This window comes from Streptomyces sp. NPDC002577, from assembly GCF_053594815.1.
This window is the reverse complement of record NZ_JBSFWK010000026.1, coordinates 5,578-29,458: the sequence shown is the minus strand read 5'-3', so window position 1 is coordinate 29,458 and position 23,881 is coordinate 5,578. Positions and strand designations below refer to the sequence as shown.

Here is a 23,881-nt window from a genome sequence, read left to right as displayed (position 1 = left end):
CCGGTCAGGGGCTGAGTCGTTCGATCCGCCAGGTGCCGTCCTCGCGGTAGACATAGCGCAGCCTGTCGTGCAGCCGGTTCTCGCACCCCTGCCAGAACTCGATGGTCTCCGGGAAGACGCGGAAGCCGCCCCAGTGCGGCGGCACCGGGACCCGCTCGCCCTCCGGGTAGCGGGTGTGGAGTTCCTCGTACGCGGCGTCGAGCTCGGCGCGGGAGGCGATCACCGAGGACTGGGCGCTGGCCCAGGCGCCGAGCTGGGAGCCGTGCGGGCGGGTGCGGAAGTACGCGGCGGTCTCGCCGCGGCCGGTACGGGTGACCGTGCCGGTGACGACGACCTGGCGGGCCATGGGGTGCCAGGGGAAGAGCAGGCCGATGTGCGGGTTGGCCGCCAGGTCGCGGCCCTTGCGGGACTCGTAGTTGGTGTAGAAGACGAATCCCCGCTCGTCGTACTGCTTGAGGAGCACCGTACGGGAGCTCGGCCGTCCCTGCGCGTCGGCCGTGGAGACGACCATGGCGTTGGGTTCGTAGATACCCCCGAGCTCGGCGGCGTGCACGGCCTCCTTGAACCAGCGCGCGAACTGGTCCATGGGGTGCGCGGCGAGGTCGGCCACATCGAACCCCTGGGCGCGGTAGTGCGCGCGCATCGCGGCGGGGTCGGGGGCCTCGAAGGCATCGGCGTCGTGGGCGGTGCTGGCGGTGCTGGCGGTGCTGGCACGGTCGTTCACGCGGTCATCTTGCCGTACGAAGCGATGTGTCAGGCCCGGAGACCCAGGGATCCCGGCCACGACGCGTCGCCCGAACAGGCGCGGGGCCGCACGAAGTGGCACTGTGATGATGTGGCACTGAGTGCCGCGAGAGCCGCTAAAAGGTGGCACCAAGGGTCTCCCCAAAGGTGACACCAAGGGATAGGGTCCCCTTGCTGCCGAATCGGTTGGGTGACCGCCAGCCACACGGGGCATCACCGGTGTGACCGATCCGGACCGCGAATTTTCGGAATCGACCGTGGAACTGGGCTCCGAAGCCCACCGAAGCCCGCTTCTGAACGACTCCGGTGGTCCACACCGTCAGTCGCACACATCGTGAGGAGCCGCCTGATGTCCGACTTCGTACCCGGACTCGAGGGAGTCATCGCGTTCGAGACGGAGATCGCCGAACCGGATAAGGAGGGCGGCGCCCTTCGCTACCGGGGCGTCGACATCGAGGATCTGGTCGGCCACGTCTCGTTCGGGAACGTCTGGGGCCTGCTCGTCGACGGGGCCTTCGACCCCGGCCTGCCGCCCGCAGAACCGTTTCCCATCCCCGTGCACTCCGGCGACATCCGCGTGGACGTCCAGTCCGCGCTCGCCATGCTCGCCCCCGTCTGGGGCCTGAAACCGCTGCTCGACATCGACGCGGAGGAGGCCCGCGAGGACCTCGCGCGCGCCGCGGTCATGGCCCTGTCCTACGTCGCGCAGTCGGCGCGCGGGCAGGGGCTGCCGATGGTGCCCCAGCGTGAGATCGACAAGGCGCACTCCGTCGTCGAGCGGTTCATGATCCGCTGGCGGGGCGAGCCGGACCCCAAGCATGTGGCGGCCGTGGACGCGTACTGGACGTCCGCCGCCGAACACGGCATGAACGCCTCCACGTTCACCGCCCGCGTCATCGCCTCGACCGGCGCCGACGTCGCGGCCGCGCTGTCGGGCGCCGTGGGCGCCATGTCCGGGCCGCTGCACGGCGGTGCCCCCTCGCGCGTGCTCGGCATGATCGAGGAGATCGAGCGCACGGGCGACGCCGAGGCGTACGTGAAGAACGCCCTCGACAGGGGCGAGCGGCTGATGGGCTTCGGGCACCGCGTCTACCGGGCCGAGGACCCGCGGGCGCGGGTGCTGCGGCGCACGGCGCGTGAGCTGGGCGCCCCGCGGTTCGAGATCGCCGAGGCCCTGGAGAAGGCGGCCCTGGAGGAGCTGCACGCCCGCCGCCCCGACCGGGTCCTCGCCACGAACGTGGAGTTCTGGGCGGCCATCATGCTGGACTTCGCGGAGGTGCCGGCGCACATGTTCACGTCGATGTTCACCTGCGCCCGTACGGCGGGGTGGTCGGCGCACATTCTGGAGCAGAAGCGGACGGGGCGGCTGGTGCGGCCGTCGGCCCGGTATGTCGGGCCGGGGCCGCGGGGGCCGCAGGAGATCGGGGGGTACGAGGGCATCTCCCGCTGACGGCGTGCGCACCCCAGCATGAGGGGGCGCTGTGCGTCGTGGGCTGTGCCCACCCTCCCCCATTGCCTCAAGGGCATGGGAGGTACCCCCATCGCCCTGCGGAACGATTGCCCACAGCAGTACGAGCGGTACCAGCGCCCTCAGTCCAGTGCCTCATCGATCAGGGCCGCCCACTGCGCCACCACCCGCTCCCGTCGCGCCGCGTCGTCCGTCAGCAGGTTGGCGAGGCCCAGGCCGCGGGCCATGTCCAAGAGGCCCTGGACGGTTTCGCGGACGCCGGGGCGGGACTCGTCGGCGGCCAGGAGTTCGACCGCGATGTGGTGGGTCTCGCGGCCGACCCGGGCCTCCAACTCCGTCACCTGCGGACGCAGTTGCTCCTCGTTGGAGGCCGCGACCCACAGGTGGAGGGCCGCACGGAACAGCGGGCCGGTGTAGAGGTCCACCAGAGCGGCCACCACGACGCGGCGGTCCGCCGGGGCGTCCCCCCGGCCCTGCGGGAACAGCGCCCGCAGGGCCGTCGAGCGCTCCTCGGCGACGTATGCGACGGCCGCCGTGAACAGGTCCTCCCGGGTGGGGAAGTGGTGCTGGGCCGCACCCCGCGAGACACCCGCGCGCTCGGCCACGACCGACACCGTGGAACCCGCCCAGCCGTGCTCGGCGAGGCAGGCCACGGCGGCCTGCAGAAGGCGCTGCCGGGTGATGCGGCTGCGGTCCTGCTTGGGGAACCTGACTGCGCTGCCGGGCGGAGTCACAACACCCATACGGGATCCCGTCGTTCGAGGAAGGCCGTCATCCCCTCGCGGGCCTCCGCGGACGCGAAGAGTCGCGCGGAGAGGGCGGTCAGGGCCGCCGCCTCCCGGTCGAGGGTTTCCAGAACCCTAGCTGTGACCAGCCGTTTTGTCTCCGCCAGGGCCCCTGGGGCGGCCCCCCGCAGCCCGTCGATCACGGGCGCGAGCGCCGCGTCGACATCGTGCTTGGCCGCCATCGTCAACAGCCCGACGCGAGCCGCCTCGGCGGCGTCGAAGCGCTCACCGGTGAGGTAGTAGCGGGCGGCGGCGCGCGGGTCGAGGCGCGGCAGCAGCGGCAGCGAGATGACGGCGGGCGTGACCCCGATGCGTACCTCCGTGAAGGCGAAGGTGGCTTCGGGGCCCGCGGCCGCGATGTCGCACGCCCCGATGAGGCCGAGGCCGCCTGCGCGCGCGTGTCCGGTCACCCGTGCCACCACGGGCTTGGGCAGCTCGACGATCTGCCTGAGGAGCGCCACCAGGGCGGCGGGTTCGGGCGGTTCGCGCAGATCGGCGCCCGCGCTGAAGGTGTTGCCGGTATGGGTGAGGACGACCGCGCGTACGTCGTCGTCCTTGCCGCACTCCCCGAGCGCGGTGGTGAGGGCGGCGACGAGCCCGGCCGAGAGCGCGTTGCGCCGCGCAGGCGCGTCCAGCGTGAGTGTGGCGATGCCGCGCTCGTGGTGCCGGGTGACCGGCGCGCTGCCCGGTTCCGTCACGGTCGCTCCCCCGCCCGCTCCCGCAGTTCCCGGCGGAGGATCTTCCCGGAGGCCGCGCGCGGCACCCCGTCGATGAACTCCACGCGCCTGACCTTCTTGTACGGGGCGACCCGCTCGGCGACGTATGCCATGACCTCGTCCTCGCTGATGTCCGCGGCCGACCGCTGGCGTACGACGAAGGCCTTGGGAACCTCGTTGTTGTCCCCGTCGTAGACGCCGATGACGGCCGCGTCCGCGATCCCGTCGTGGGTGAGGAGCAGTGCCTCGAGTTCGGCGGGGGCGACCTGGAAGCCCTTGTACTTGATCAGTTCCTTGACGCGGTCGACGACGTACAGCCAGCCGTCGGCGTCGACGTAGCCGATGTCGCCGGTGTGCAGCCAGCCGTCGGCGTCGATCATCTCGGCGGTGGCGTCGGGCCGGCCCAGGTAGCCCTTCATGACCTGGGGGCCGCGGATGACGATCTCGCCGCGTTCGCCGACGCCGACGTCCTTGCCGGGGTCGTCGAGGGACAGGATGCGCATCTCGGTGCTCGCGATGAGCTTTCCGACGGCTCCCGGGGGCGGGTCGGCGGCGTCGAGCGGGACGACGTGCGTGCCGGGCGAGAGCTCCGTCATGCCGTACGCCTGGCCGACGGGCGGCAGCCCCAGGCGGCGCGAGCAGGCCTGGGCGAGCTCGGCGTCCAGCGGTGCGGCGGCGCTGATGAGGTAGCGCAGCGACGACAGGTCGTACTGCGTGACGGCCGGGTGTTTGGCCAGTGCGAGGACGATGGGCGGGGCGACGTACAGGCCCGTGATGCGGTGCTTCTCTATGGCCGCGAGGAACGTGTCGAGGTCGAAGCGGGGCAGTACGACGACGGTGGCGCCCTGCCGCAGCGGGGCGTTCATCAGCGCCGTCAGGCCGTAGATGTGGAAGAAGGGAAGCACTGCGAGGATGCGGTCGCCGGGGCCCATCGGGATGAGCGGCTCGAGCTGCGCGAGGTTCGTGGCGATGGAGCGGTGGGTGAGCATGACGCCCTTGGGCGTGCCGGTGGTGCCCGAGGAGTACGGCAGGGCGGCTATGTCCTCGGCCGGGTCGATGGTGACGTGCGGTTCGGGTGCGGTGGAGCCGAGCATGTCGAGCAGCGACCGGTGCCCGTCGGCTCGGTCGCAGACGAAGATCTCGGTGACGCCGCCCGCGCGTTCGGCCGCGGCCCGCGCCACGTCCAGGAGCGGCGAAACGGTGATGATCCAGCGGGCGTCGCAGTCGCGCAGCTGCTTGCCGAACTCCTCGGCGGTGGCGAGCGGGTGGACGGTGGTGACCGAGGCCCCCGCGCGCGTGGCGGCGTAGAAGACGGTCGGATAGGCGATGGTGTTCGGGCCGTGCAGGGCGAGGACGTCGCCCTTGCGGACACCGGCTTCGGCGAGGGCCGCGGCGACCCTGCGGTGGAAGGTGTCGAGCAGGGCGTACGACAGGGTGGTGCCGTCGACGCCGTCGATGAGGGCGGGCGCGTCGCCGAGTTCCGCGGCGCGGCCGAGGACGGCGTCGTGGATGGGTTCCTCGACCGAGGGGACATCTGCGTACTCACTGTGGAACACCATGTCGGCTCCTTGGACGTGAGGGCCCGCGCCGCAGCGGGGCGGGCGCGTCTAGTACGACTTGGGCAGCCCGAGGGTCTGGTGGGACACGTAGTTGAGGATCATCTCGCGACTGACGGGGGCGATCCGGGCCACGCGGGACGCGGTGACGAGCGAGGCGAGGCCGTACTCGCGGGTGAGACCGTTGCCGCCGAGGGTGTGCACGGCCTGGTCGACGGCCTTCACACAGGCTTCCCCGGCCGCGTACTTGGCCATGTTGGCGGCCTCGCCGGCGCCGGTGTCGTCGCCCGCGTCGTAGAGGTGGGCGGCCTTCTGCATCATCAGGCGGGCGAGTTCGAGCTCGATGTGGGACTGCGCGAGGGGGTGGGCGATGGCCTGGTGGGCGCCTATGGGCGCCTGCCAGACCGTGCGGTCCTTGGCATAGCCGACCGCGCGGGCGAGGGCGTGGCGGCCCATGCCGATCGCGAAGGCGGCGGTCATGATGCGCTCGGGGTTGAGGCCCGCGAAGAGCTGCAGCAGCCCGGCGTCCTCGTCGCCGACGAGCGCGTCGGCGGGCAGCCGCACCTCGTCGAGCACGAGCTCGAACTGCTTCTCCGGGGCCTTGAGTTCCATGTCGATAAGGTGCCGCCGAAATCCCTCGGCGTCACGGGGTACGACGAACAGGCACGGCTTGAGGCGGCCTGTGGGGCCCTCTTTATCGGACATAGTTTCGGTGCGGGCGACGACGAGTGTGGCGTCGGCGATGTCGACGCCGGAGACGAACACCTTGCGGCCGGTCAGCACCCAGTCCGTGCCGTCCCTGCGGGCCGTGGTGGTGATGCGGTGCGAGTTGGAGCCCGCGTCGGGTTCGGTGATGCCGAAGGCCATGGTGCGGCTGCCGTCGGCGAGTCCGGGCAGCCAGGCGCGCTTCTGCTCGTCGGTGCCGAAGCGGGCGATGACGGTGCCGCAGATCGCGGGCGAGACGATCATCATGAGCAGCGGGCAGCCGGCGGCGCCCAGCTCCTCGAGGACGATGGAGAGTTCCGCGATGCCGCCGCCTCCGCCGCCGTACTCCTCGGGCAGGTTGACGCCGATGTAGCCGAGTTTGGCGGCTTCCTGCCAGAGCTCGGTGGGGTAGGTGCCTTCGTCGACGGTGCGGGTGATGTGGTCGCGGCCGTAGCGCCTGCCGAGGGCGGCCACGGCGGCGCGCAGGGCGCGGTGCTCTTCGGTTTCCAGGGTGACGCTCATGAGGACTGGTCCTCCTCTGTCTCCGGTGCGGCGGATACGACGGCGAGCAGGGCGCCGACCTCGACCTGGCGGCCGGGGGCGGTGTGCAGGGCGGTGAGCGTGCCGGAGGCGGGAGCGGAGATCTTGTGCTCCATCTTCATGGCCTCGAGCCAGAGGAGGGGTTGTCCGGCGGTGACGGATGCGCCTTCGGTGAGCCCCTCGGCGACCCGGACGACGGTGCCGGGCATGGGCGCGAGCAGCGATCCGGGTTCCTGGCGGGCGGCCGGGTCGGGGAAGCGCGGCAGGGCTGTGAGGGACGCGGAGTTCACGTAAACCTGGTCGTCGCCGTACCGCGCCACCTCGAACTTGCGCTGTACGCCGTCCACTTCCAGTACGACCAGACGCGCGTCGGCGCGCACGACCCGCACCCCGTCGGCGGTCAGCCCCTCACGGGTGTGCCGGTAGCGGACCTCGTGCTCCTCGCCCGCCATGGCGTACCGCTTGGCCTGCGGCTGCGACGGCAGGTTGCGCCAGGCGCCGAACCGGGACCGGCCGTGGGCGTCGGCGAGGGCGGCGGCCAGCGGGGCGTACGGGTCGGGGGCCGGCTCGGTCAGCTGCGGCAGGTGGCGGTCGTAGAACCCGGTGTCCATGCGGCCGGTGGTGAACTCCTCGTGCCGCAGGGAGCGGACGAGCAGGTCCCGGTTGGTGACCGGGCCGTGCACGACCGCCCGTTCCAGGGCGCCCGCGAGCTTGCGGATCGCCTCCGCGCGCGTGGGGGCGTGGGCGACGGCCTTGGCGAGCATCGGGTCGTAGTGGACGCCTATCGGGTCGCCGTCGCCGTAGCCCGTGTCCAGGCGGACGCCGGGCACGGTCAGCCGGTGCAGGGCGCCGGTCTGCGGGGCCCAGTCGCGGGCCGGGTCCTCCGCGTACAGCCGGGCCTCGATCGCGTGGCCACGCGCGCGTGGCGGTTCGTCGTCCAGCGCCCCGCCCTCGGCGACCCGGATCTGGAGTGCGACGAGGTCGACTCCGAACACGGCTTCCGTCACGGGGTGCTCGACCTGGAGGCGGGTGTTCATCTCCAGGAAGTGCGCGTGGCCGTCCGCGACGAGGAACTCGACGGTGCCGGCGCCCCGGTACCCGGTCACGTGCGCGGCACGGACGGCCAGCAGGTGCAGCTGGTCGGTGAGTTCGTGCGACAGTCCCGGCGCGGGGGCCTCCTCGATGACCTTCTGGTGGCGGCGCTGCAGAGAGCAGTCGCGGGTGCCGAGGGCCCACACCGTGCCGTGTGCGTCGGCCATGATCTGGACCTCGACGTGCCGCCCGCCCTCGACGTACGGCTCGACGAACACCTCGCCGTCCCCGAAGGCGCTCAGCGCCTCGGCCCGCGCCGCCTCCAGCGCGCCGTCCAACTCGGCGAGTTCCCGTACGACCCGCATGCCGCGCCCGCCGCCGCCTGCCGCCGCCTTGACCAGCACGGGAAGGTCGTTCTCAGTGACCTGCGTGAGCGGCTCGAGTCCCATGAGCTTCTTCGCGCGCGTCTTGGACGCCATCGCCTCGATCGCCTCGGGCGGCGGCCCGATCCATACGAGACCTGCGTCGAGTACGGCCCGCGCGAAGCCGGCGTTCTCGGACAGGAAGCCGTAGCCGGGGTGGACGGCGTCCGCGCCCGCCGCAAGGGCCGCCTTCACGATCAGGTCGCCGCGCAGATACGTATCGGCTGGCGCCGCCCCGGGCAGCCGTACGGCGGCGTCGGCCACGCGCGCGTGGAGGGCGTTCTCGTCGGCGTCCGAGTACACGGCGACCGTCCGGATTCCCAGCTCACGGCACGTACGGAAGACACGGCAGGCGATCTCGCCACGGTTGGCGACCAACACGGTTGAAATCACTGGAACCTCACATCCGGAAGACGCCGAAGCCGCCGCGCGCGCCCTCGACGGGCGCCGTGTGGATCGCGGACAGGCAGAGCCCGAGCACAGTGCGGGTGTCCCGCGGGTCGATCACCCCGTCGTCGTACAGCCGCCCGGACAGGAACATCGGTAGGGACTCGGACTCGATCTGCTGCTCCACCATGGCGCGCAGGGCGGCGTCGGCATCCTCGTCGTACGGCTGTCCCTTCGCGGCGGCGGACTGGCGGGCGACGATGGAGAGCACCCCGGCGAGCTGCTGCGGGCCCATGACGGCGGACTTGGCGCTGGGCCAGGCGAAGAGGAAGCGCGGGTCGTAGGCACGCCCGCACATGCCGTAGTGCCCGGCGCCGTACGAGGCCCCCATCAGCACGCTCAGATGCGGCACGCGCGAGTTCGACACCGCGTTGATCATCATCGCGCCGTGCTTGATGATCCCGCCCTGCTCGTACTCCTTGCCGACCATGTAGCCGGTGGTGTTGTGCAGGAAGAGGAGCGGGATGTCGCGCTGGTTGGCGAGCTGGATGAACTGGGCCGCCTTCTGCGACTCCTCGCTGAACAGCACGCCCTGCGCGTTCGCGAGGATGCCCACGGGATAGCCGTGCAGCGTCGCCCACCCCGTGCACAGGCTCGCCCCGTACAGCGGCTTGAACTCGTCGAAGTCCGAGCCGTCGACGATCCGGGCGATGACCTCGCGCGGATCGAAGGGGATCTTCAGATCGCCGGGGACGATGCCGAGGAGCTCGTCCTCGTCGTACTTCGGCGGAGCGGCCGGGCCCGGATCGGGGTGCGCCTTGCGGTGGCCCAGGCGGGCCACGACCCGGCGCGCCCGGCGGAGGGCGTCCTGCTCGTCGAGCGCGTAGTAGTCGGCGAGACCGGACACGCGCGCGTGCATCTCGGCACCGCCGAGCGACTCGTCGTCGCTCTCCTCGCCGGTGGCCATCTTCACGAGCGGAGGCCCGCCGAGGAACACCTTCGCGCGCTCCTTGACCATGATCACGTGGTCGGACATGCCGGGGATGTACGCGCCTCCGGCCGTGGAGTTCCCGAAGACGACGGCGACGGTCGGGATACCGGCCGCCGACAGCCGCGTCAGGTCCCGGAAGATCCCCCCACCCGGGATGAAGATCTCCTTCTGCGACGGCAGATCGGCGCCGCCGGACTCGACAAGGCTGATGCAGGGCAGCCGATTGGCGTACGCGATCTCGTTGGCGCGCAGGGCCTTCTTCAGGGACCACGGGTTGCTGGCGCCCCCGCGTACGGTCGGGTCGTTGGCCGTGATCAGGCACTCGACGCCCTCGACGACCCCGATCCCCGTGACGAGCGAGGCCCCCACCGCGTACTCGCTCCCCCAGGCCGCGAGCGGCGACAGCTCCAGGAACGGGGTGTCCGGGTCGAGCAGCAGCTCGATGCGCTCGCGGGCGAGCAGTTTGCCGCGCTTCCGGTGCCGGGCGACGTACTTCTCGCCGCCGCCCGCGAGTGCTTTGGTGTGCTCGGTGTCGAGCTCGGCGAGTCTGGCGAGCATGGCCTCGCGGTTGGCGGCGTGGTCGGGGGCGGTGGTGTCGAGCGCGGACGCCAGGACCGTCACAGCAATACCTCCGGTATCTCCAGATGGCGCGAGCGCAGCCACTCGCCGAGCGCCTTGGCCTGCGGATCGAAGCGGGCCTGGGCGGCGACGCCCTCGCCGAGCAGTCCCTCGACGACGAAGTTCAGGGCCCGCAGGTCCGGCAGCACATGGCGCGCGACGGGCAGGCCGGCGCACTCCGGCAGCAGCTCACGCAGGCGCTCGACGGTGAGGGTGTGCGCGAGCCAGCGCCAGGCGTCGTCGGTACGCGCCCACACGCCGACGTTCGCGTCGCCTCCCTTGTCGCCGCTGCGGGCCCCGGCGACGAGCCCGAGGGGCGCGCGGCGGGTGGTGGGGCAGACGGGCAACGGCGCGGGCAGCGGGGGCTCGCCCACGGTCTCCAGTACGTGGAAGAGGGCGGGCGGAGTCACCGGAATCCGCCGTCCGTCGTGGAGGACGGCCAGGTGCTCCACGGCGCCCTGCTCGACGTAGGCAGCCTCGAACACCCCGTACGGCGCTCCCTTGCCCGGCGGGGCCGTCAGATGGAACCCCGGATAGCCGGAGAGCCCCAGTTCGACGGCGGCGCCGCTGACCGCGCGTCCCACCGCGTCCTGGTCGGCGTCCCGGACGACGAGCCGGAGCAGCGCGCTCGCGGTCTCCTCGGTGTCCGCGTCGGGCCGGTCGGTGCGGGCCAGCTCCCACCGGACCTCCCGCGGGCGGGACTTGGCGGCGTCGAACGCGGCCTCCATCTGATCCCGCACGAGGGCCGCCTTCGCCTCGACATCGAGTCCGGTGAGCACGAAGACGACTTCGTTGCGGAAGCCGCCGAGCCGGTTGAGCCCGACTTTGAGGGTCGGGGGCGGAGCCTCGCCGCGGACACCGCTGATGCGTACGCGATCGGGTCCGTCCTGCGTGAGGTGTACGGAGTCGAGGCGGACGGTGACGTCGGGTCCCGCGTACCGGGCGCCGGACGTCTCGTACAGCAGCTGGGCCGTGACCGTGCCGGTGTCCACGATGCCGCCGGTGCCGTCGTGCTTGGTGATGACGGACGACCCGTCCTCGTGGATCTCGGCGACCGGGAAACCGGGGTGGCGCAGGCGGCGTATGTCGTGTTCGGCGAAGAAGGCGTAGTTGCCGCCGGTGGCCTGGGTGCCGCACTCGAGAACGTGCCCCGCGACGACGGCGCCCGCCAGCCGGTCGTAGGCGTCAGGACCCCAGCCGAAGTGGGCCGCTGCGGGCCCGCTGACCAGCGCCGCGTCCGTGACCCGGCCGGTGACGACGACATCCGCACCCTCGCGCAGACACGCGGCGATACCGGCGCCGCCGAGGTAGGCGTGCGCGGCGAGGGTTCCCGGGAAGCGTTTGCCGAGGTCGTCGCCCTCGACGTGTGCGACGCGGACGGGGACGCCGAGCCGGTCGGCCAACGCGCGTACGGCATCGGCGAGCCCGGCCGGATTCAGCCCGCCCGCGTTGGCCACGATCCGCACACCGCGCTCTTGCGCGAGCCCGAGGCACTCCTCCAACTGCCGCAGAAACGTGCGCGCGTACCCGCCTGTGGGGTTCTTGAGGCGGTCCCGCCCGAGGATCAACATGGTGAGCTCGGCGAGATAGTCGCCGGTCAGGACGGAGAGCGGGCCGCCCGTCAGCATCTCGCGCATCGCGTCGAACCGGTCGCCGTAGAAGCCGGAGGCGTTGCCTATCCGCAGCGGGCCGGTCATCGGGCGGCGCCCTTCGGCGCACGACCGCCGCCAGGCGGCCCCGCGAAGGCCTGCGCGATGTCCAGCCACCGGTCGGCGTCGGGCCCCTCGGCCCGCACCGCGAGATCGGCGCGATGAGCGCGCTGGGTCACCAGCAGACAGAAGTCGAGCGCGGGCCCGGTGACCCGCTGGACGGCGTCCTCGGGCCCGTACGTCCACAACTCACCGGACTCGTCGGGCGCGGTGAGCTCGACGCGGAACTCCTCGCCCGGGGCGGCCAGTCCCCGCACCGCGAAGGCGAAGTCACGCGCGCGTACCCCGATCCGCGCCACGTGACGCAGCCGCGCGGTGGGCCGACGGGTCCTGCCGAGGCCGTCCACGATGTCCTGGCCGTGCGCCCAGGTCTCCATCAGTCGGCCGGTCGCCATGGAGGCCGCACTCATCGGCGGCCCGTACCAGGGGAAACGCTCCCCGGGCGGGGCGGCGCGCAGCGCCAGCTGCAGCTCTTCGCGCCCGGCGCGCCAGCGGGCGAGCAGCTCCGTGTGGGGCAGCCCGGCGCCCGCTTCGGCCGCCTGGTCGACGAAGGTGTCCGGAGCGGCCAACGCCTTCGCGACCTCGCCGGCGAAGCCGTCCGGGTCGGTGACGGCGAGCACCGCCATGCGGTCGGTCCACTCCAGATGGGCGATCTGGTGGGCGATGGTCCAACGTGGCGCAGGGGTCATCCAGGCCCACTTCTGGCCGCTCAGCCCTCCGACGAGTCGGTCGAGTTCATCGCCTTCGGCACGCAAGTCGTCCAGCACGGCGGCGGGTTCGGACACGGTGCGCTCCCCTCGGGGCACGTCGATGTGTGCCCCGGAGCATGGCAGCGCACCAAGAAACAAGCAAGCGTGCTTGCATTGATTTTCGGCCGTCGGTTTCGCGGATGGGCCGCGCACGACGAGCCGCGCACTAGCTCCGGGAACGCGGGCTCGTCATCACCGTGCGCGGTAAGGGCTCGTTCGTCGTCGAGCAGCCGCCCGGGGCGGAGCAGCCGGAGGAGTCCGACGCGGACGGCCAGGCGTAAGAGAACGCCTCGCGTCAGAGGGCGGGGTCCTGGGCCGCGTCGTCCAGCCCCTTCGCCTTCCCGCGCCCCACCTGCGTCCGCACAGCCCCCATGCTCGCCCCGATGACCAGCGCGATCGCCAGCGCCTGAGTGGCGGACAGCGCCTGGTGCAGGACCAGGAAACCGGCGAGTGCCGCGAGGGCCGGTTCCAGGCTCATCAGGATCGCGAAGGTGGAGGCGGGCAGACGCCGCAGTGCGATCAGTTCGAGGGTGTACGGCAGGACGGACGAGAGCATGGCGACGCCCGCCCCGAGGCCCAGTGTGACCGGGTCGACGAGCTTCGTGCCCGACTCCGCGATGCCCAGCGGCAGGAACAGCAGGGCCCCGACGGCCATGGCCAGCGCAAGCCCGTCGGCCTGCGGGAAGCGGCGTCCCGTACGCGCGCTGAAGACGATGTACACCGCCCACATGGCGCCGGCGCCGAGCGCGAAGGCCACGCCCACGAGATCAAGGCTGTCGAAGCCTCCGCCGCCGAGCAGGAAGACACCGCCTAGGGCGAGGCCCGCCCAGATCACGTTCACCGCCCGGCGGGACGCGAGGACGGAGAGCGCGAGCGGGCCCAGGACCTCGAGGGTGACGGCCAGTCCCAGCGGGATTCGGGCGACGGCCTGGTAGAAGAGCCCGTTCATGGCGGCCATGGCGATACCGAAGGCGATGACCGTGCCCCAGTCGGCGCGCGAGTGGCCGCGCAGCCGCGGACGACAGACGGCGAGCAGCACGACCGCGGCGACGACCAGCCGCAGCGTCACGACGCCGAGGGCACCGGCCCGAGGCATCAGGTTCACCGCGAGCGCGCCGCCGAACTGCACGGAGATGCCGCCCGCGAGGACCAGGCCGACAGGGCCGAGCGAGCCGAACCGGCGCGGCGCCCCACCCGGCGTCGGCGCGTGCCCCGTCGCGGAGGCGGCCGGGGCCGGTGAGGACTGGGCAGCGGTGCTGTGCGTGGTCACGGGGCTTCCAGGGGGCTCTCGGCTCGGGGTTCGTTCATCGCGATGTACTGCTCGGTCCAGAGTAATGGACTTCGCCAGGTGTGTGAACCCGTTATACGACTGTCCCAGAGTGCTGGGAAAGACCGCTGTCCGAGAGAGTGGATTGGGGCCTCGTGAGTCAGATGCCCGGCCAGGGCTCCTCGTCGCGGAACAGGGGGCGCCCGTCGGGAAGCGTGGTGGGGACGGTTCCGTAGGCGTGCCCCGGGAACACGGCCTCGTACGGCTCCCGCCAACCCCCTTGGACCGCGTCCGGAGCGGCGGCATGGGCTCCGTGGCCGCCCGACTGAGAGCCCGCCGTCAACGGCGGCGGCCTCGTCGCCCGCCCGGCCCGTCCGCCGGCGCCTCCGTCATCGGCTCCGTCATCGCCTCCGCCGGCCCGTCCGTCAGCCCCTCCGCCAGCACCTCCGCCAGGTGCCGGCCCCGTACCCCCGCCAGTTGCTCCAGCTGGGTGCGGCAGGAGAAGCCGTCCGCGAGGACCGCCGTGCCGGGCGGTGCCTCCCGCACCGAGGGCAGGAGCTGTTCCTCCGCGCACACCGCCGAGACCTCGTAATGCCCCTTCTCGAAGCCGAAGTTGCCCGCCAGTCCGCAGCAGCCGCCGGACAGGTCTCCGGTCAGGCCCGCGGCCCGGCGCAGCCGGCGGTCGGGGGCGTCGCCGAGGACCGCGTGCTGGTGGCAGTGGGTCTGGCCGGCCACGGGGCGGTCCAGCGCGGGCGGGGTCCAGTCCGGGGCGTGGCGCTCCAGGGCTTCCGCGAAGGTCAGGACCCGGGCGGCGAGCCGGGCGGCGCGGGGGTCGTCGTGCAGGAGCTCGGGCAGGTCCGTGCGCAGGGCCGACGCGCAGCTCGGTTCCAGGACGACGACCGGGACGTCGCTGTTCAGGACCGGTGCCATCAGGTCCAGGGTGCGGCGCAGCACCGCGCGGGCGCGGTCGAGTTGGCCGGTCGACACGTAGGTGAGGCCGCAGCAGACGCGGCCGCGCCGGATCGCGAAGGGGTTCAGGGCGATCGACTTGCCGTCGCCCACCGGCCGCTTCTTCATCCGCAGCGTCGGCGGCAGGATCACCGTGAGGCCCGCCGCCTCCAGCACCCGCACCGCCGCCTGCCCCACGGACGGCGAGAGGTACTCGGTGAAGGTGTCCGGCCACAGGACGACGAGCCGCGACGGTTCCTCGGGCCCTTCGCGCCTGACCGCACGGCCGGCCGCCGCCCGTTCCGCCGCGACCGCCCGCCGCGCCTGCTGGGTGAACCGCCGTCGCCACCACCGGCTGAACGGCTCCCGCGCCAGCCGCGGAATCTCCCGCTCCGGCGCGATCCCGCCCAGCCGCTTGGCCACCGCGGCGAGCGGCCGTACCGAGGCGAGGGCGTTGACGGCAGCCGCCGTGCGCGTCCGGGCCGTCCAGCGCAGCCACACCGGCAGCCACCCCATGGAGTAGTGCGCGGCCGGCCGGCGCCGCCCCGCATAGTGGTGGTGGAGGAACTCCGCCTTGTACGTGGCCATGTCGACCTCGACCGGACAGTCCGAACGGCAGCCCTTGCAGGACAGGCACAGGTCGAGCGCATCCCGCACCTCGGCCGACCGCCAGCCGTCGGTGACCAGTTCACCCGCCAGCATCTCGTGCAGCAGCCGGGCACGCCCGCGCGTGGAGTGCTCCTCCTCGCCCGTCGCCCGGAACGACGGGCACATGACGGACGCGCCGGACACCACAGTCGTACGGCACTTCGCCACACCCACGCAGCGCCGCACCGCCGCCGCGAAGTCGCCGCCGTCCGCCGGGTAGCCGAAGGCCACGTCGACGGGTTCGCGCGGCAGGACGGAGAAGCGGAGGTTGGCGTCCAGGGGCGCGGGGCGCACCAGCATCCCGGGGTTCAGCAGGTCGTCCGGGTCCCAGACGCCCTTGGCCCGCTCGAAGAGCGTCACCATCTCCGCGCCGTACATCGTCGGCAGCAGCTCCGCGCGCGCCTGACCGTCCCCGTGCTCCCCGGACAGCGAACCGCCGTGCGCCACCACCAGTTCGGCCAGCTCCTCCGAGAAACGGCGGAAGCGGCCGATGCCCGCCTCCGTCAGCAGGTCGAAGTCGATGCGGACGTGGATGCAGCCGTCCCCGAAGTGCCCGTACGGCGTGCCGCGCAGGCCGTGGTCGGACAGCAGCCCCCGGAAGTCCCGCAGGTAGGCCCCGAGCCGGGCGGGCGGCACCGCGCAGTCCTCCCAGCCCGGCCAGGCCTCCGTGCCGTCCTGCATCCGCGTCGCCGTGCCGCTCGCGTCCTCCCGGATCCGCCACAGGGAGCGCTGCCCCGCGGGGTCCGTCACCACCAGGGAGTCGAGGACATCGGCGGCGCGCACGATCGCCTCCGCACGCGCGCGTGCCTCCCCCTCCGTGTCGCCGCCCGTCTCCACGAACAGCCAGGCCCCGCCCCGGGGCAGCTGGGCCGCGGGCGGCACCAGGTCCGCCGCCATGCCCTCCACCGTGAGCGGCTTGTGGGGCAGCAGTCCTGCCGCGGCCTCGGCGGCCGCGCTCTCGTCGGCGTACCCCAGCACGGCCAGCGCACGCGCGCGGGGCAGCGGCACGAGCCCCACCACCGCCTCCGTCAGCACGCCGAGCGTGCCCTCCGAGCCGCAGAAGGAGCGGGCCACGTCGGCGCCCTTCTCGGGCAGCAGCGCGTCCAGCGCATACCCGGAGATACGGCGGGGCAGCTCCGGGAAGCCGGTCCGCAGCCGCGCCAGCTCGCCCTCCGCCAGGGCGCGCAGCCCCTCCGGCGCCCCCGCCCACCCCTGCCCGAGCCGCAGCCGCCGCCCCCGCGCGGTGACCACCGACAGCTCCCGCACACTGTCCGCCGTCGTCCCCCACGCCACCGAGTGCGAGCCGCAGGAGTTGTTGCCGATCATCCCGCCGAGCGTGCACCGGCTGTGCGTCGAGGGGTCCGGGCCGAAGCGCAGGCCGTGCGGGGCGGCCGCCTCCTGGAGCCGGTCGAGCACCAGCCCCGGCTGGACGACGGCCGTGCGCGCATCCGGGTCCAGGGACACCAGGCGGTTCATGTGCCGAGTGAAGTCCAGCACCACCCCGGTGCCCGTGGCCTGTCCCGCGATGGACGTCCCGCCGCCCCGTGCCACCACCGGCACCCCGCGCGCCCGGCACACCTCCAGCACGGCCGCCACGTCGTCAACATCGCGAGGGGCGACCACTCCTATCGGGACACGCCGGTAGTTCGACGCGTCCATGGTCACCAGCGCCCGGGAGGTGACGTCGAACCCGACGTCCCCCCGGACGGCCCGCCGCAGCTCCGCCTCCAGATCAGCCATGACTCCAGCATGCATCCGACCACTGACAGTGACGACCAGGCCCGTGACTTGCAGATCTCCGCAGGCAGATCTGCATAGATCGTCTGCAGATCTTCACCGGTCCAGGGTGGCGCGGCCGTCTCATCCGACGGACACGTTTCCGTCCGGTTTCGCCGAGCGACTAGGCTCCGCACCGTGGCTGAGATCCAGATTCCTGCTGACATCAAGCCCGCGGACGGTCGATTCGGCGCGGGTCCCTCCAAGGTGCGGGTGGAGGCGCTGGACGCCCTGGCCGCCACCGGTACGTCCCTGCTCGGCACCTCCCACCGCCAGGCCCCGGTCAAGAACCTGGTCGGCAAGGTGCGCGAGGGCATCAGCGAGCTGTTCCAGATCCCGGACGGCTACGAGGTCGTCCTCGGCAACGGCGGCTCCACCGCCTTCTGGGACATCGCGACCCACGGCCTGATCGAGAACAAGTCGCAGCACCTCAGCTTCGGCGAGTTCAGCTCCAAGTTCGCCAAGGCCGCCAAGCTCGCCCCGTGGCTCGCCGAGCCCACCGTCATCTCCTCCGACCCGGGCACCCACCCCGAGCCCGAGGCCGAGGCGGGCGTCGACGTCTACGCCTTCACGCACAACGAGACCTCGACCGGTGTCGCCGCCCCGATCAAGCGGGTCGCGGGCGCCGACGAGGGCGCGCTGGTCCTGGTCGACGCCACCTCCGGCGCGGGCGGCCTCCCGGTCGACATCGCCGAGACCGACGTCTACTACTTCGCGCCGCAGAAGTCCTTCGCCTCCGACGGCGGCCTGTGGATCGGCATCTTCTCCCCGGCCGCGATCGAGCGCGCCGAGCGCGTCCACGCGTCCGGCCGCCACGTCCCGGAGTTCTTCAGCCTCCCCACGGCGATCGACAACTCCCGCAAGAACCAGACGTACAACACCCCGGCCCTCGCCACGCTCTTCCTGCTGAACCAGCAGCTGGAGTGGATCAACGGCCAGGGCGGCCTGGACTGGTCGGTGCGCCGCACCGCCACCTCCTCGCGGACGCTGTACGGCTGGGCCGAGGACGTCAAGTACGCCAACCCGTTCGTCACCGACCCGGCCAAGCGCTCGCAGGTCATCGGCACGATCGACTTCTCGGACGAGGTCGACGCCGCCGCGGTCGCCAAGGTGCTGCGTGCCAACGGCATCGTGGACACCGAGCCGTACCGCAAGCTGGGCCGCAACCAGCTGCGCGTCGCGATGTTCCCGGCGATCGAGCCGTCGGACATCGAGGCGCTGACGAAGTGCGTCGACTACGTGATCGAGAACCTGTAACCGCTTCTCCCACGGAGTCCGTACGTCGGTAACGGACCCCACGGAACCCGCGGAAACCACGCAACCCGTACGTCAGCAAGGGCGCCCGGCGTGTCACCACGCCGGGCGCCCTTCGCTCATGTCGCCGTGCGGCTCAGCTCATGCCGCCGTGCAGGTCAGCTCCGGCACGTCCCCGCCTCCGGGCGCACCCGAGAACCCGAAGCTCGCCGAACCGCCCGCCGCCACGCTCCCGGCGTAAGCGCTGTTCGAGGCGACGACCGTCGCCCCGCTCTGCGTGTAGGTCGCGTTCCACATGTTCGTGACCTGCTGCGAGCCGCTCCACGTCCACGTCACCTTCCAGGACGTGAGCGCGGTCGCCCCCGTGTTGGTCACGGTCACGTCGGCGTTGAAGCCGCTGCCCCAGTCACTGCTGACCTTGTAGGCCGCACTGCAGGCCGCCGTGGTGTCTCCGCCACCGTCATCGCCGCCGCCGTCGTCACCTCCCCCGTCCCCGGTACTGGGGAAGCCGGCCGCCTTGATGCTCGCCAGATACCCGTCCTTGACGGTGTCCACGGTCGACCAGTCGTCCTTCAGGATTCCGCCCGTGTCACCGGAGTTGGGGTTCCAGGACCAGAAGGTCCAGGAGATGCTGTCGGCACCGTAGGTGTCCGTGGGCCGCAGATACGCGACCAGCGCGGCCAGCCACTTCTGGTCGACCGTGGACTGGAGCGTGGTCCCGAACTCGCCCACCCACACCGGGGCGATGTTCTGCTTGAAGATGTAGCCCCAGTACTTGTCCCAGATCCCGGGCATGTTGTCCGGGAAGCTCGGGTCGCTGAACCAGCTCTGCTGGGCCACGCTGGTCGCGTAGTCGTGGGCGGAGTAGACGACCCGGTTCGCGACGTCGAGCTGCACCGGGTACTGCGCGACACCCATCAGGTTGCCGCCCCACCAGCCCGACACGCCGTCGTACGTCTGCACGCCCTCGACGAAGATCAGCAGCTCGGGGTTGACGGACAGGATCGCGTTCCCGGCCCGCTGGGCGGCCAGCCGCCAGTCCTTCGTCTCGTCCCCACAGCCCCAGCAGGCAGGATCGTGCGGCTCGTTGTGCACGTCGATGCCCACCACGGCGGTTTCGCCCTTGTAACGGGTGGCCAGCGCCTTGAGGTTGTCGATCCACGTCGACTCCGGGACCGCACTCGTGTACCAGAGCGCCGACTGCCCGCCCGAGTCCGGCCGGTGCCGGTCGAGGATGACCTTCAGGCCGTCCTGACCGGCGTACGAGACGATCTTGTCCAGGACCTGAAGCGAGTTGAGCCCCTGCAGGTCGGCGTTCTTGCCGCTGGAGAAGTCGATGCTGTTGGGCACCGTGCTGCTCTTGAAGATGTCGTCGCTGTACGGCAGCCGGATGGTGTTGTAGCCCAGCGACTTCATCTGGTCGATCATGCTCTTGTAGTCACGGGACCAGAGGCCGTGGACCACGTAGTTGCCGGTCTCGAAGCCGAACCAGTTGATTCCGGCGATACGGACGGGCTGGTCCGCCGAGTCCAGGATCTGCCGGCCACTGGTGTGCCAGTAGCCGGCTCCGGGGGCCTCGGCGGCGGATTCGGCGTGCGCTGTCTGGGCGCCCGCCAGGGGTATCAGGAGCGCTGCGGCCACACACAGCGCTCTTCGTAGGCCGCGGAACATCGTGCGGGTTCCTCTCGGGTAGGCGCGGCCCCGGAACATGTGGGAGCGCTCCCACGACCGCGCACCCCCATGGAAGCGATAGATCATGAGCACGTCAACACCTGGGACACAGGATCGGCCGACGCGGGCTTGGACCGGCCGACGCGGGCGCGGCCGCGCCACGCCCTACGCGCGCGTGGCCGGAACGCGGCAGGCAACGGCCCGTCAGCGGCGCCGCAGCAACCGCTTCAGACCGAGGACGACGGCCAGGGTCACGGCCAGAGCGACGGCGCCCGTCTTGAAATCGGCGTCGAAACCGCCCCCGGTGCCCGTGGCCGCACTGCCGCCCGGAGCCTCGCTCGCCGACGGCGACTTGGAGGCCTCGCCGTCGGCTCCGCCGTCACCCTGCTGCACCTCGACGGGCTCGACCGGGCTCTGCTCGCCCTCGCTGCCGTACATCAGGGCCGAGCCGTCCGCCGTGTAGGTCACGGACTCGCCCTGCCGCTGCAGGGGCACGCTCAGCCGCCCCTCCCGCACCGGCTTCCCGTCGCGCCACGCGTAGAGCGCCCCACCGAAGTAGCCGCGCAGGGCGAGGTGCTTGCCGTCGGGCGAGAAGGCGCCGTCGGTCACCCAGAGATCGGTGCCGGCCACGCGCTTGAAGACGTTGGTGCCGGAGGAGGAGAGACGGGCCGGGCCTTCGTAGAGCGATCCGCCGTCCTCCTTCTTGTCGGCGATGTACACCCGCCCCGTCTTCGGATGCACCATCAGCGCCTCGGCGTCCCGCGGGCCGTCCTCGTACTTCACGACGAACTGCGTGGCGCGGATCGTCTGGTCGTGCAGCTGCTTCGGCTCGGGGAGCTTGTAGATCCAGACGTAGGGCCAGGTACCGCCGAGGTTGTCGCCGATGTCGCCGACGTAGAGGTCGTCGTCGGGCCCGATCGAGATGGCCTCGACGTCACGCGGCCGGCCGACGCCCGTCATGGTGATGGTCGCGACGGTCTTCCCGGTCTTCGAGTCGACCGCATAGAGATACGGTCCGTCGTCGCTGTCGTTGTGCGTCCAGTAGATACCGGGGTGGGCGTGCGAGGCGGCGAGTCCGCTGGACTCGGTGATCCGCGGATCCTTGATCGTGAACCCCTCGGTGCCGCCGTCGGCGAGGGCGGCGGGCGTCGACAGCGCGACGAGGAGGACGGCTCCCACGAGGGGCGGCAGGGATCGCATGCCCTCAAGACTGCCACCCCACCCCTGTGTTCACCGGGCGTGTCCATCCTCACATCCCCGACCGTCCCTGGCCGGGGTTTGATCGACAATGATGAGCGGATGCTCAGGTTCATGCCCGTCGGGGACTCGATGACGATCGGAAGCGCGGGCGAGCACACCTGGCGCTACCGGATGTGGCAGCACCTGCGCGGGACGTACGGCGGTCCGTTCAAGATCGTCGGCCCGCGCGAGACGCTGCACGACAAGGCGACGGACTCCCCCTCGTCCTACGAGTACGCCGAACCGGACTTCCCGCGCGCCCATCTGGCCGGCTGGGGCGAGGGCTGGCTGCACATGGCCCCGCTGATCCGCGAGACGGTGGCCCGCGAGCGGGCGGACGTGCTGCTGATCTCCCTCGGCCTGATAGACCTCGGCTTCTACACGAACGCGGAGCAGACGGCGGAGAACGCACGCGCCTTCGTGACCGAGGCGCGGCAGGCGAACCCGCGCATACGCATGGTCCTGCTCCCGGTGATCCCGAACGTACGCGCGGAGGCGGACGCGGAGTTCGCGACCGAGGTCGGCCGCTTCAACGAACTCCTGGCGAAGGCGGCAGCCGACCTGGACGAGCCGTCCTCGCCCCTCCTCCTGGCCTCGGTCCCCGAGTCGTACGACATCCACCGCGACACGTACGACGGGACGCACCCGAACGCGAGCGGGGAGCACAAGCTGGCGGGGGCGTTCGCGGAGGCGATGTATCAGGCGTGGGGGTTGGGGGCGCCGTACGGAGCGGGGGCGTAGGCGCGCGTCCCAGAGGACGACGGCACGCCCCGGAAGCCCCCACACCCCGGTCACCGTGCGTATCGTTGTAGTGCGCGGCTGTACGCACCAAAGCGGCAGCCGGGGAGGAGCGCCACGATGACCGTCCTTGACGACAGGATCAAGATGGCCGACAGCGACGACGAGATCGCCCTGGACGACATGTTCGCGCGGCTCGAGAAGATGCCCGTCCCCGAGGGATACAAGGTCGAGATCGTCGAGGGGACCGTATTCATGTCGCCGCAGCGGGACACCCATTGGGAGATCATCGCGGACATCTACGAACAGCTGCGCACCAAGTACCCGCGGAAGCGCGTGAAGTCCGACGTGCGCATCGACTACCCGGGCCATCTCAACGGCTTCGCCACCGACGTGACCGTGATGGCCGAGGGAGCTGCCAGGAACGAGGAGGGTCACTGGCGGTACCAGGACGTCGAGTTCGCCGCCGAAGTGATCTCCAAAGGGACGGCGGCCAACGACTACGGCCCGAAGAAGACCGCGTACGCGGTCGCCGAGGTCCCCGTCTATCTGGTCGCCGACCCCTACCAGGGCAAATGCCACCTCTACAGCCAACCCAAGGACGGCGACTACGTCAGCGAGCTGACCGTCACCTTCGGCGGTGAGATCGACCTGACGAACACCGTCGTCGGCCTCACCCTCAAGACCGACGAGTTCCCCCGCGACTGACCCGCGCCCCGCCCCGCAGAAAGTGCCCTTGCCTAGAGCGCACTCCACGGCGTTGGCTAAAGCCTCATGAAGTACACGCAGCTCGGACGTACGGGTCTCAAGGTCAGCCGGATCGTGCTCGGCACGATGAACTTCGGTCCGCAGACCGACGAGGCCGACAGCCACGCCATCATGGACGCGGCGCTGGACGCCGAAATCAACTTCTTCGACACCGCCAACGTGTACGGCTGGGGCGAGAACAAGGGCCGCACCGAGTCGATCATCGGCGACTGGTTCGCCAAGGGCGGTGAGCGGCGCGACAAGGTCGTCCTCGCCACCAAGGTGTACGGGAACATGGCGCCCGACGGCGACGCCTGGCCGAACCACGACAAGCTGTCCGCCGTCAACATCCGGCGGGCCGTCGACGCCAGCCTGAAGCGGCTGCAGACGGACTACATCGACGTCTACCAGTTCCACCACATCGACCGTCAGACGCCCTTCGAGGAGATCTGGCAGGCCATCGACGTCCTGGTCCAGCAGGGCAAGATCCTCTACGCCGGGTCGTCGAACTTCCCCGGTTACAAGATCGCCCAGGCCAACGAGACCGCCGCCCGGCGCGGCAGCTTCGGGCTGGTCAGCGAGCAGTGCCTGTACAACCTCGCCGAGCGCCGCGCCGAGATGGAGGTCATCCCGGCCGCGCAGGACTACGGCCTCGGGGTCATCCCCTGGTCCCCGCTGCACGGCGGCCTGCTCGGCGGCGTGATCAAGAAGGAGGTCGAGGGCGGCCGCCGCGCCTCCGGCCGGTCCGCGGACGCCCTCGCCAACAGCTCCGTACGCGCGCAGATCCAGGCGTACGAGGATCTGCTCGACAAGCACGGGATCGAGCCCGGTGAGGCGGCTCTGGCCTGGCTGCTGACGCGCCCCGGCGTGACCGGCCCGATCGTCGGCCCGCGCACCGCAGACCAGCTCGCCTCGGCGCTGCGCGCCGTCGAACTGGAACTGTCGGAAGAAGTACTCGCGTCCCTCGACGAGATCTTCCCGGGGCCTGGGCCTTCGCCGGAGGCGTTCGCCTGGTAGCCGTGCCACCGGGACCGGTCCGGCCGGGGGTCCGGGGGTTGCCCCCGGGACAGCACAGCCCGGGGCCTGGGCCTTCGCCGGAGGCGTTCGCCTGGTAGCCGTGCCACCGGGACCGGTCCGGCCGGGGGTCCGGGGGTTGCCCCCGGGACAGCAC

19 protein-coding genes are annotated in these 23,881 nt (G+C 71.6%); 5 read left to right on the top strand and 14 right to left on the bottom strand.

The window, feature by feature from the left end; genetic code table 11:
* Nucleotides 1-4: 4 nt before the first annotated feature.
* Nucleotides 5-643, bottom strand: coding sequence for a pyridoxamine 5'-phosphate oxidase (gene pdxH / locus ACWD4J_RS27420; protein WP_451398161.1), 639 nt, complete (start codon nucleotides 641-643; stop codon nucleotides 5-7).
* Nucleotides 644-1,093: 450 nt separating this feature from the next.
* On the opposite strand from pdxH, the gene ACWD4J_RS27415 reads away from it, so the two are divergent.
* Entirely contained in the window at nucleotides 1,094-2,194 is a 1,101-nt protein-coding gene (locus ACWD4J_RS27415; RefSeq protein ID WP_451398089.1) for a citrate synthase 2, read from the top strand.
* Nucleotides 2,195-2,334: 140 nt separating this feature from the next.
* Here ACWD4J_RS27415 and ACWD4J_RS27410 read toward each other — a convergent pair whose 3' ends face one another.
* The 11 genes from ACWD4J_RS27410 to ACWD4J_RS27360 form a co-directional block, all read right to left on the bottom strand.
* Nucleotides 2,335-2,955, bottom strand: a complete 621-nt coding sequence (locus tag ACWD4J_RS27410; protein WP_451398088.1) for a TetR/AcrR family transcriptional regulator — start codon at nucleotides 2,953-2,955, stop codon at nucleotides 2,335-2,337.
* Nucleotides 2,943-3,695 (bottom strand): enoyl-CoA hydratase family protein, encoded by a 753-nt coding sequence (locus tag ACWD4J_RS27405; RefSeq protein ID WP_451398087.1) that lies wholly within the window; start codon nucleotides 3,693-3,695, stop codon nucleotides 2,943-2,945. Before ACWD4J_RS27405 ends, ACWD4J_RS27410 begins: the two co-directional genes overlap by 13 nt.
* A complete protein-coding gene (locus ACWD4J_RS27400; protein WP_451398160.1) occupies nucleotides 3,692-5,269 on the bottom strand; it encodes a 4-coumarate--CoA ligase family protein in 1,578 nt (525 codons plus the stop codon). The genes ACWD4J_RS27405 and ACWD4J_RS27400 overlap by 4 nt, the downstream gene beginning before the upstream one ends.
* A gap of 51 nt (nucleotides 5,270-5,320) precedes the next feature.
* Nucleotides 5,321-6,496 (bottom strand): acyl-CoA dehydrogenase family protein, encoded by a 1,176-nt coding sequence (locus tag ACWD4J_RS27395; protein ID WP_451398086.1) that lies wholly within the window; start codon nucleotides 6,494-6,496, stop codon nucleotides 5,321-5,323.
* A complete protein-coding gene (locus ACWD4J_RS27390; RefSeq protein ID WP_451398085.1) occupies nucleotides 6,493-8,361 on the bottom strand; it encodes an ATP-binding protein in 1,869 nt (622 codons plus the stop codon). Before ACWD4J_RS27390 ends, ACWD4J_RS27395 begins: the two co-directional genes overlap by 4 nt.
* A 7-nt stretch (nucleotides 8,362-8,368) precedes the next feature.
* On the bottom strand, nucleotides 8,369-9,967 hold the full coding sequence (locus ACWD4J_RS27385; protein WP_451398084.1) for an acyl-CoA carboxylase subunit beta: 1,599 nt from the start codon (nucleotides 9,965-9,967) through the stop codon (nucleotides 8,369-8,371).
* Nucleotides 9,964-11,661 carry an acyclic terpene utilization AtuA family protein gene (locus ACWD4J_RS27380; RefSeq protein ID WP_451398083.1) on the bottom strand — a complete coding sequence of 566 codons (1,698 nt, stop codon included), beginning with the start codon at nucleotides 11,659-11,661 and terminating at the stop codon, nucleotides 9,964-9,966. The genes ACWD4J_RS27385 and ACWD4J_RS27380 overlap by 4 nt, the downstream gene beginning before the upstream one ends.
* The gene (locus ACWD4J_RS27375) at nucleotides 11,658-12,458 is read right to left on the bottom strand and encodes a TIGR03084 family metal-binding protein (RefSeq protein ID WP_451398082.1); all 801 of its coding nucleotides are present in this window, start codon (nucleotides 12,456-12,458) and stop codon (nucleotides 11,658-11,660) included. The genes ACWD4J_RS27380 and ACWD4J_RS27375 overlap by 4 nt, the downstream gene beginning before the upstream one ends.
* A gap of 259 nt (nucleotides 12,459-12,717) precedes the next feature.
* A complete protein-coding gene (locus ACWD4J_RS27370; RefSeq protein WP_451398081.1) occupies nucleotides 12,718-13,692 on the bottom strand; it encodes an EamA family transporter in 975 nt (324 codons plus the stop codon).
* A gap of 157 nt (nucleotides 13,693-13,849) precedes the next feature.
* On the bottom strand, nucleotides 13,850-14,032 hold the full coding sequence (locus tag ACWD4J_RS27365) for a hypothetical protein (RefSeq protein WP_451398080.1): 183 nt from the start codon (nucleotides 14,030-14,032) through the stop codon (nucleotides 13,850-13,852).
* A complete protein-coding gene (locus ACWD4J_RS27360) occupies nucleotides 14,029-17,025 on the bottom strand; it encodes an FAD-binding and (Fe-S)-binding domain-containing protein (protein WP_451398079.1) in 2,997 nt (998 codons plus the stop codon). Before ACWD4J_RS27360 ends, ACWD4J_RS27365 begins: the two co-directional genes overlap by 4 nt.
* Before the next feature lie 174 nt (nucleotides 17,026-17,199).
* Between ACWD4J_RS27360 and serC the strand changes: the two genes are divergently transcribed.
* Nucleotides 17,200-18,318: a phosphoserine transaminase gene (serC, locus tag ACWD4J_RS27355; protein WP_451398078.1), complete on the top strand. Its 1,119-nt coding sequence runs from the start codon at nucleotides 17,200-17,202 to the stop codon at nucleotides 18,316-18,318.
* Nucleotides 18,319-18,456: 138 nt separating this feature from the next.
* On the opposite strand, the gene ACWD4J_RS27350 is transcribed toward serC, so the two are convergent.
* The gene (locus ACWD4J_RS27350) at nucleotides 18,457-19,986 is read right to left on the bottom strand and encodes a cellulase family glycosylhydrolase (RefSeq protein WP_451398159.1); all 1,530 of its coding nucleotides are present in this window, start codon (nucleotides 19,984-19,986) and stop codon (nucleotides 18,457-18,459) included.
* Between the two features lie 204 nt (nucleotides 19,987-20,190).
* Nucleotides 20,191-21,186: a WD40 repeat domain-containing protein gene (locus ACWD4J_RS27345; RefSeq protein WP_451398077.1), complete on the bottom strand. Its 996-nt coding sequence runs from the start codon at nucleotides 21,184-21,186 to the stop codon at nucleotides 20,191-20,193.
* Nucleotides 21,187-21,285: 99 nt separating this feature from the next.
* On the opposite strand from ACWD4J_RS27345, the gene ACWD4J_RS27340 reads away from it, so the two are divergent.
* The 3 genes from ACWD4J_RS27340 (at nucleotide 21,286) to ACWD4J_RS27330 (ending at nucleotide 23,727) form a co-directional block, all read left to right on the top strand.
* Nucleotides 21,286-21,966, top strand: a complete 681-nt coding sequence (locus ACWD4J_RS27340) for an SGNH/GDSL hydrolase family protein (RefSeq protein WP_451398076.1) — start codon at nucleotides 21,286-21,288, stop codon at nucleotides 21,964-21,966.
* Between the two features lie 117 nt (nucleotides 21,967-22,083).
* Nucleotides 22,084-22,671, top strand: coding sequence for a Uma2 family endonuclease (locus ACWD4J_RS27335; RefSeq protein ID WP_451398075.1), 588 nt, complete (start codon nucleotides 22,084-22,086; stop codon nucleotides 22,669-22,671).
* A 66-nt stretch (nucleotides 22,672-22,737) separates the two neighbouring features.
* Nucleotides 22,738-23,727, top strand: coding sequence for an aldo/keto reductase (locus ACWD4J_RS27330; RefSeq protein ID WP_451398074.1), 990 nt, complete (start codon nucleotides 22,738-22,740; stop codon nucleotides 23,725-23,727).
* Nucleotides 23,728-23,881 lie beyond the last annotated feature (154 nt).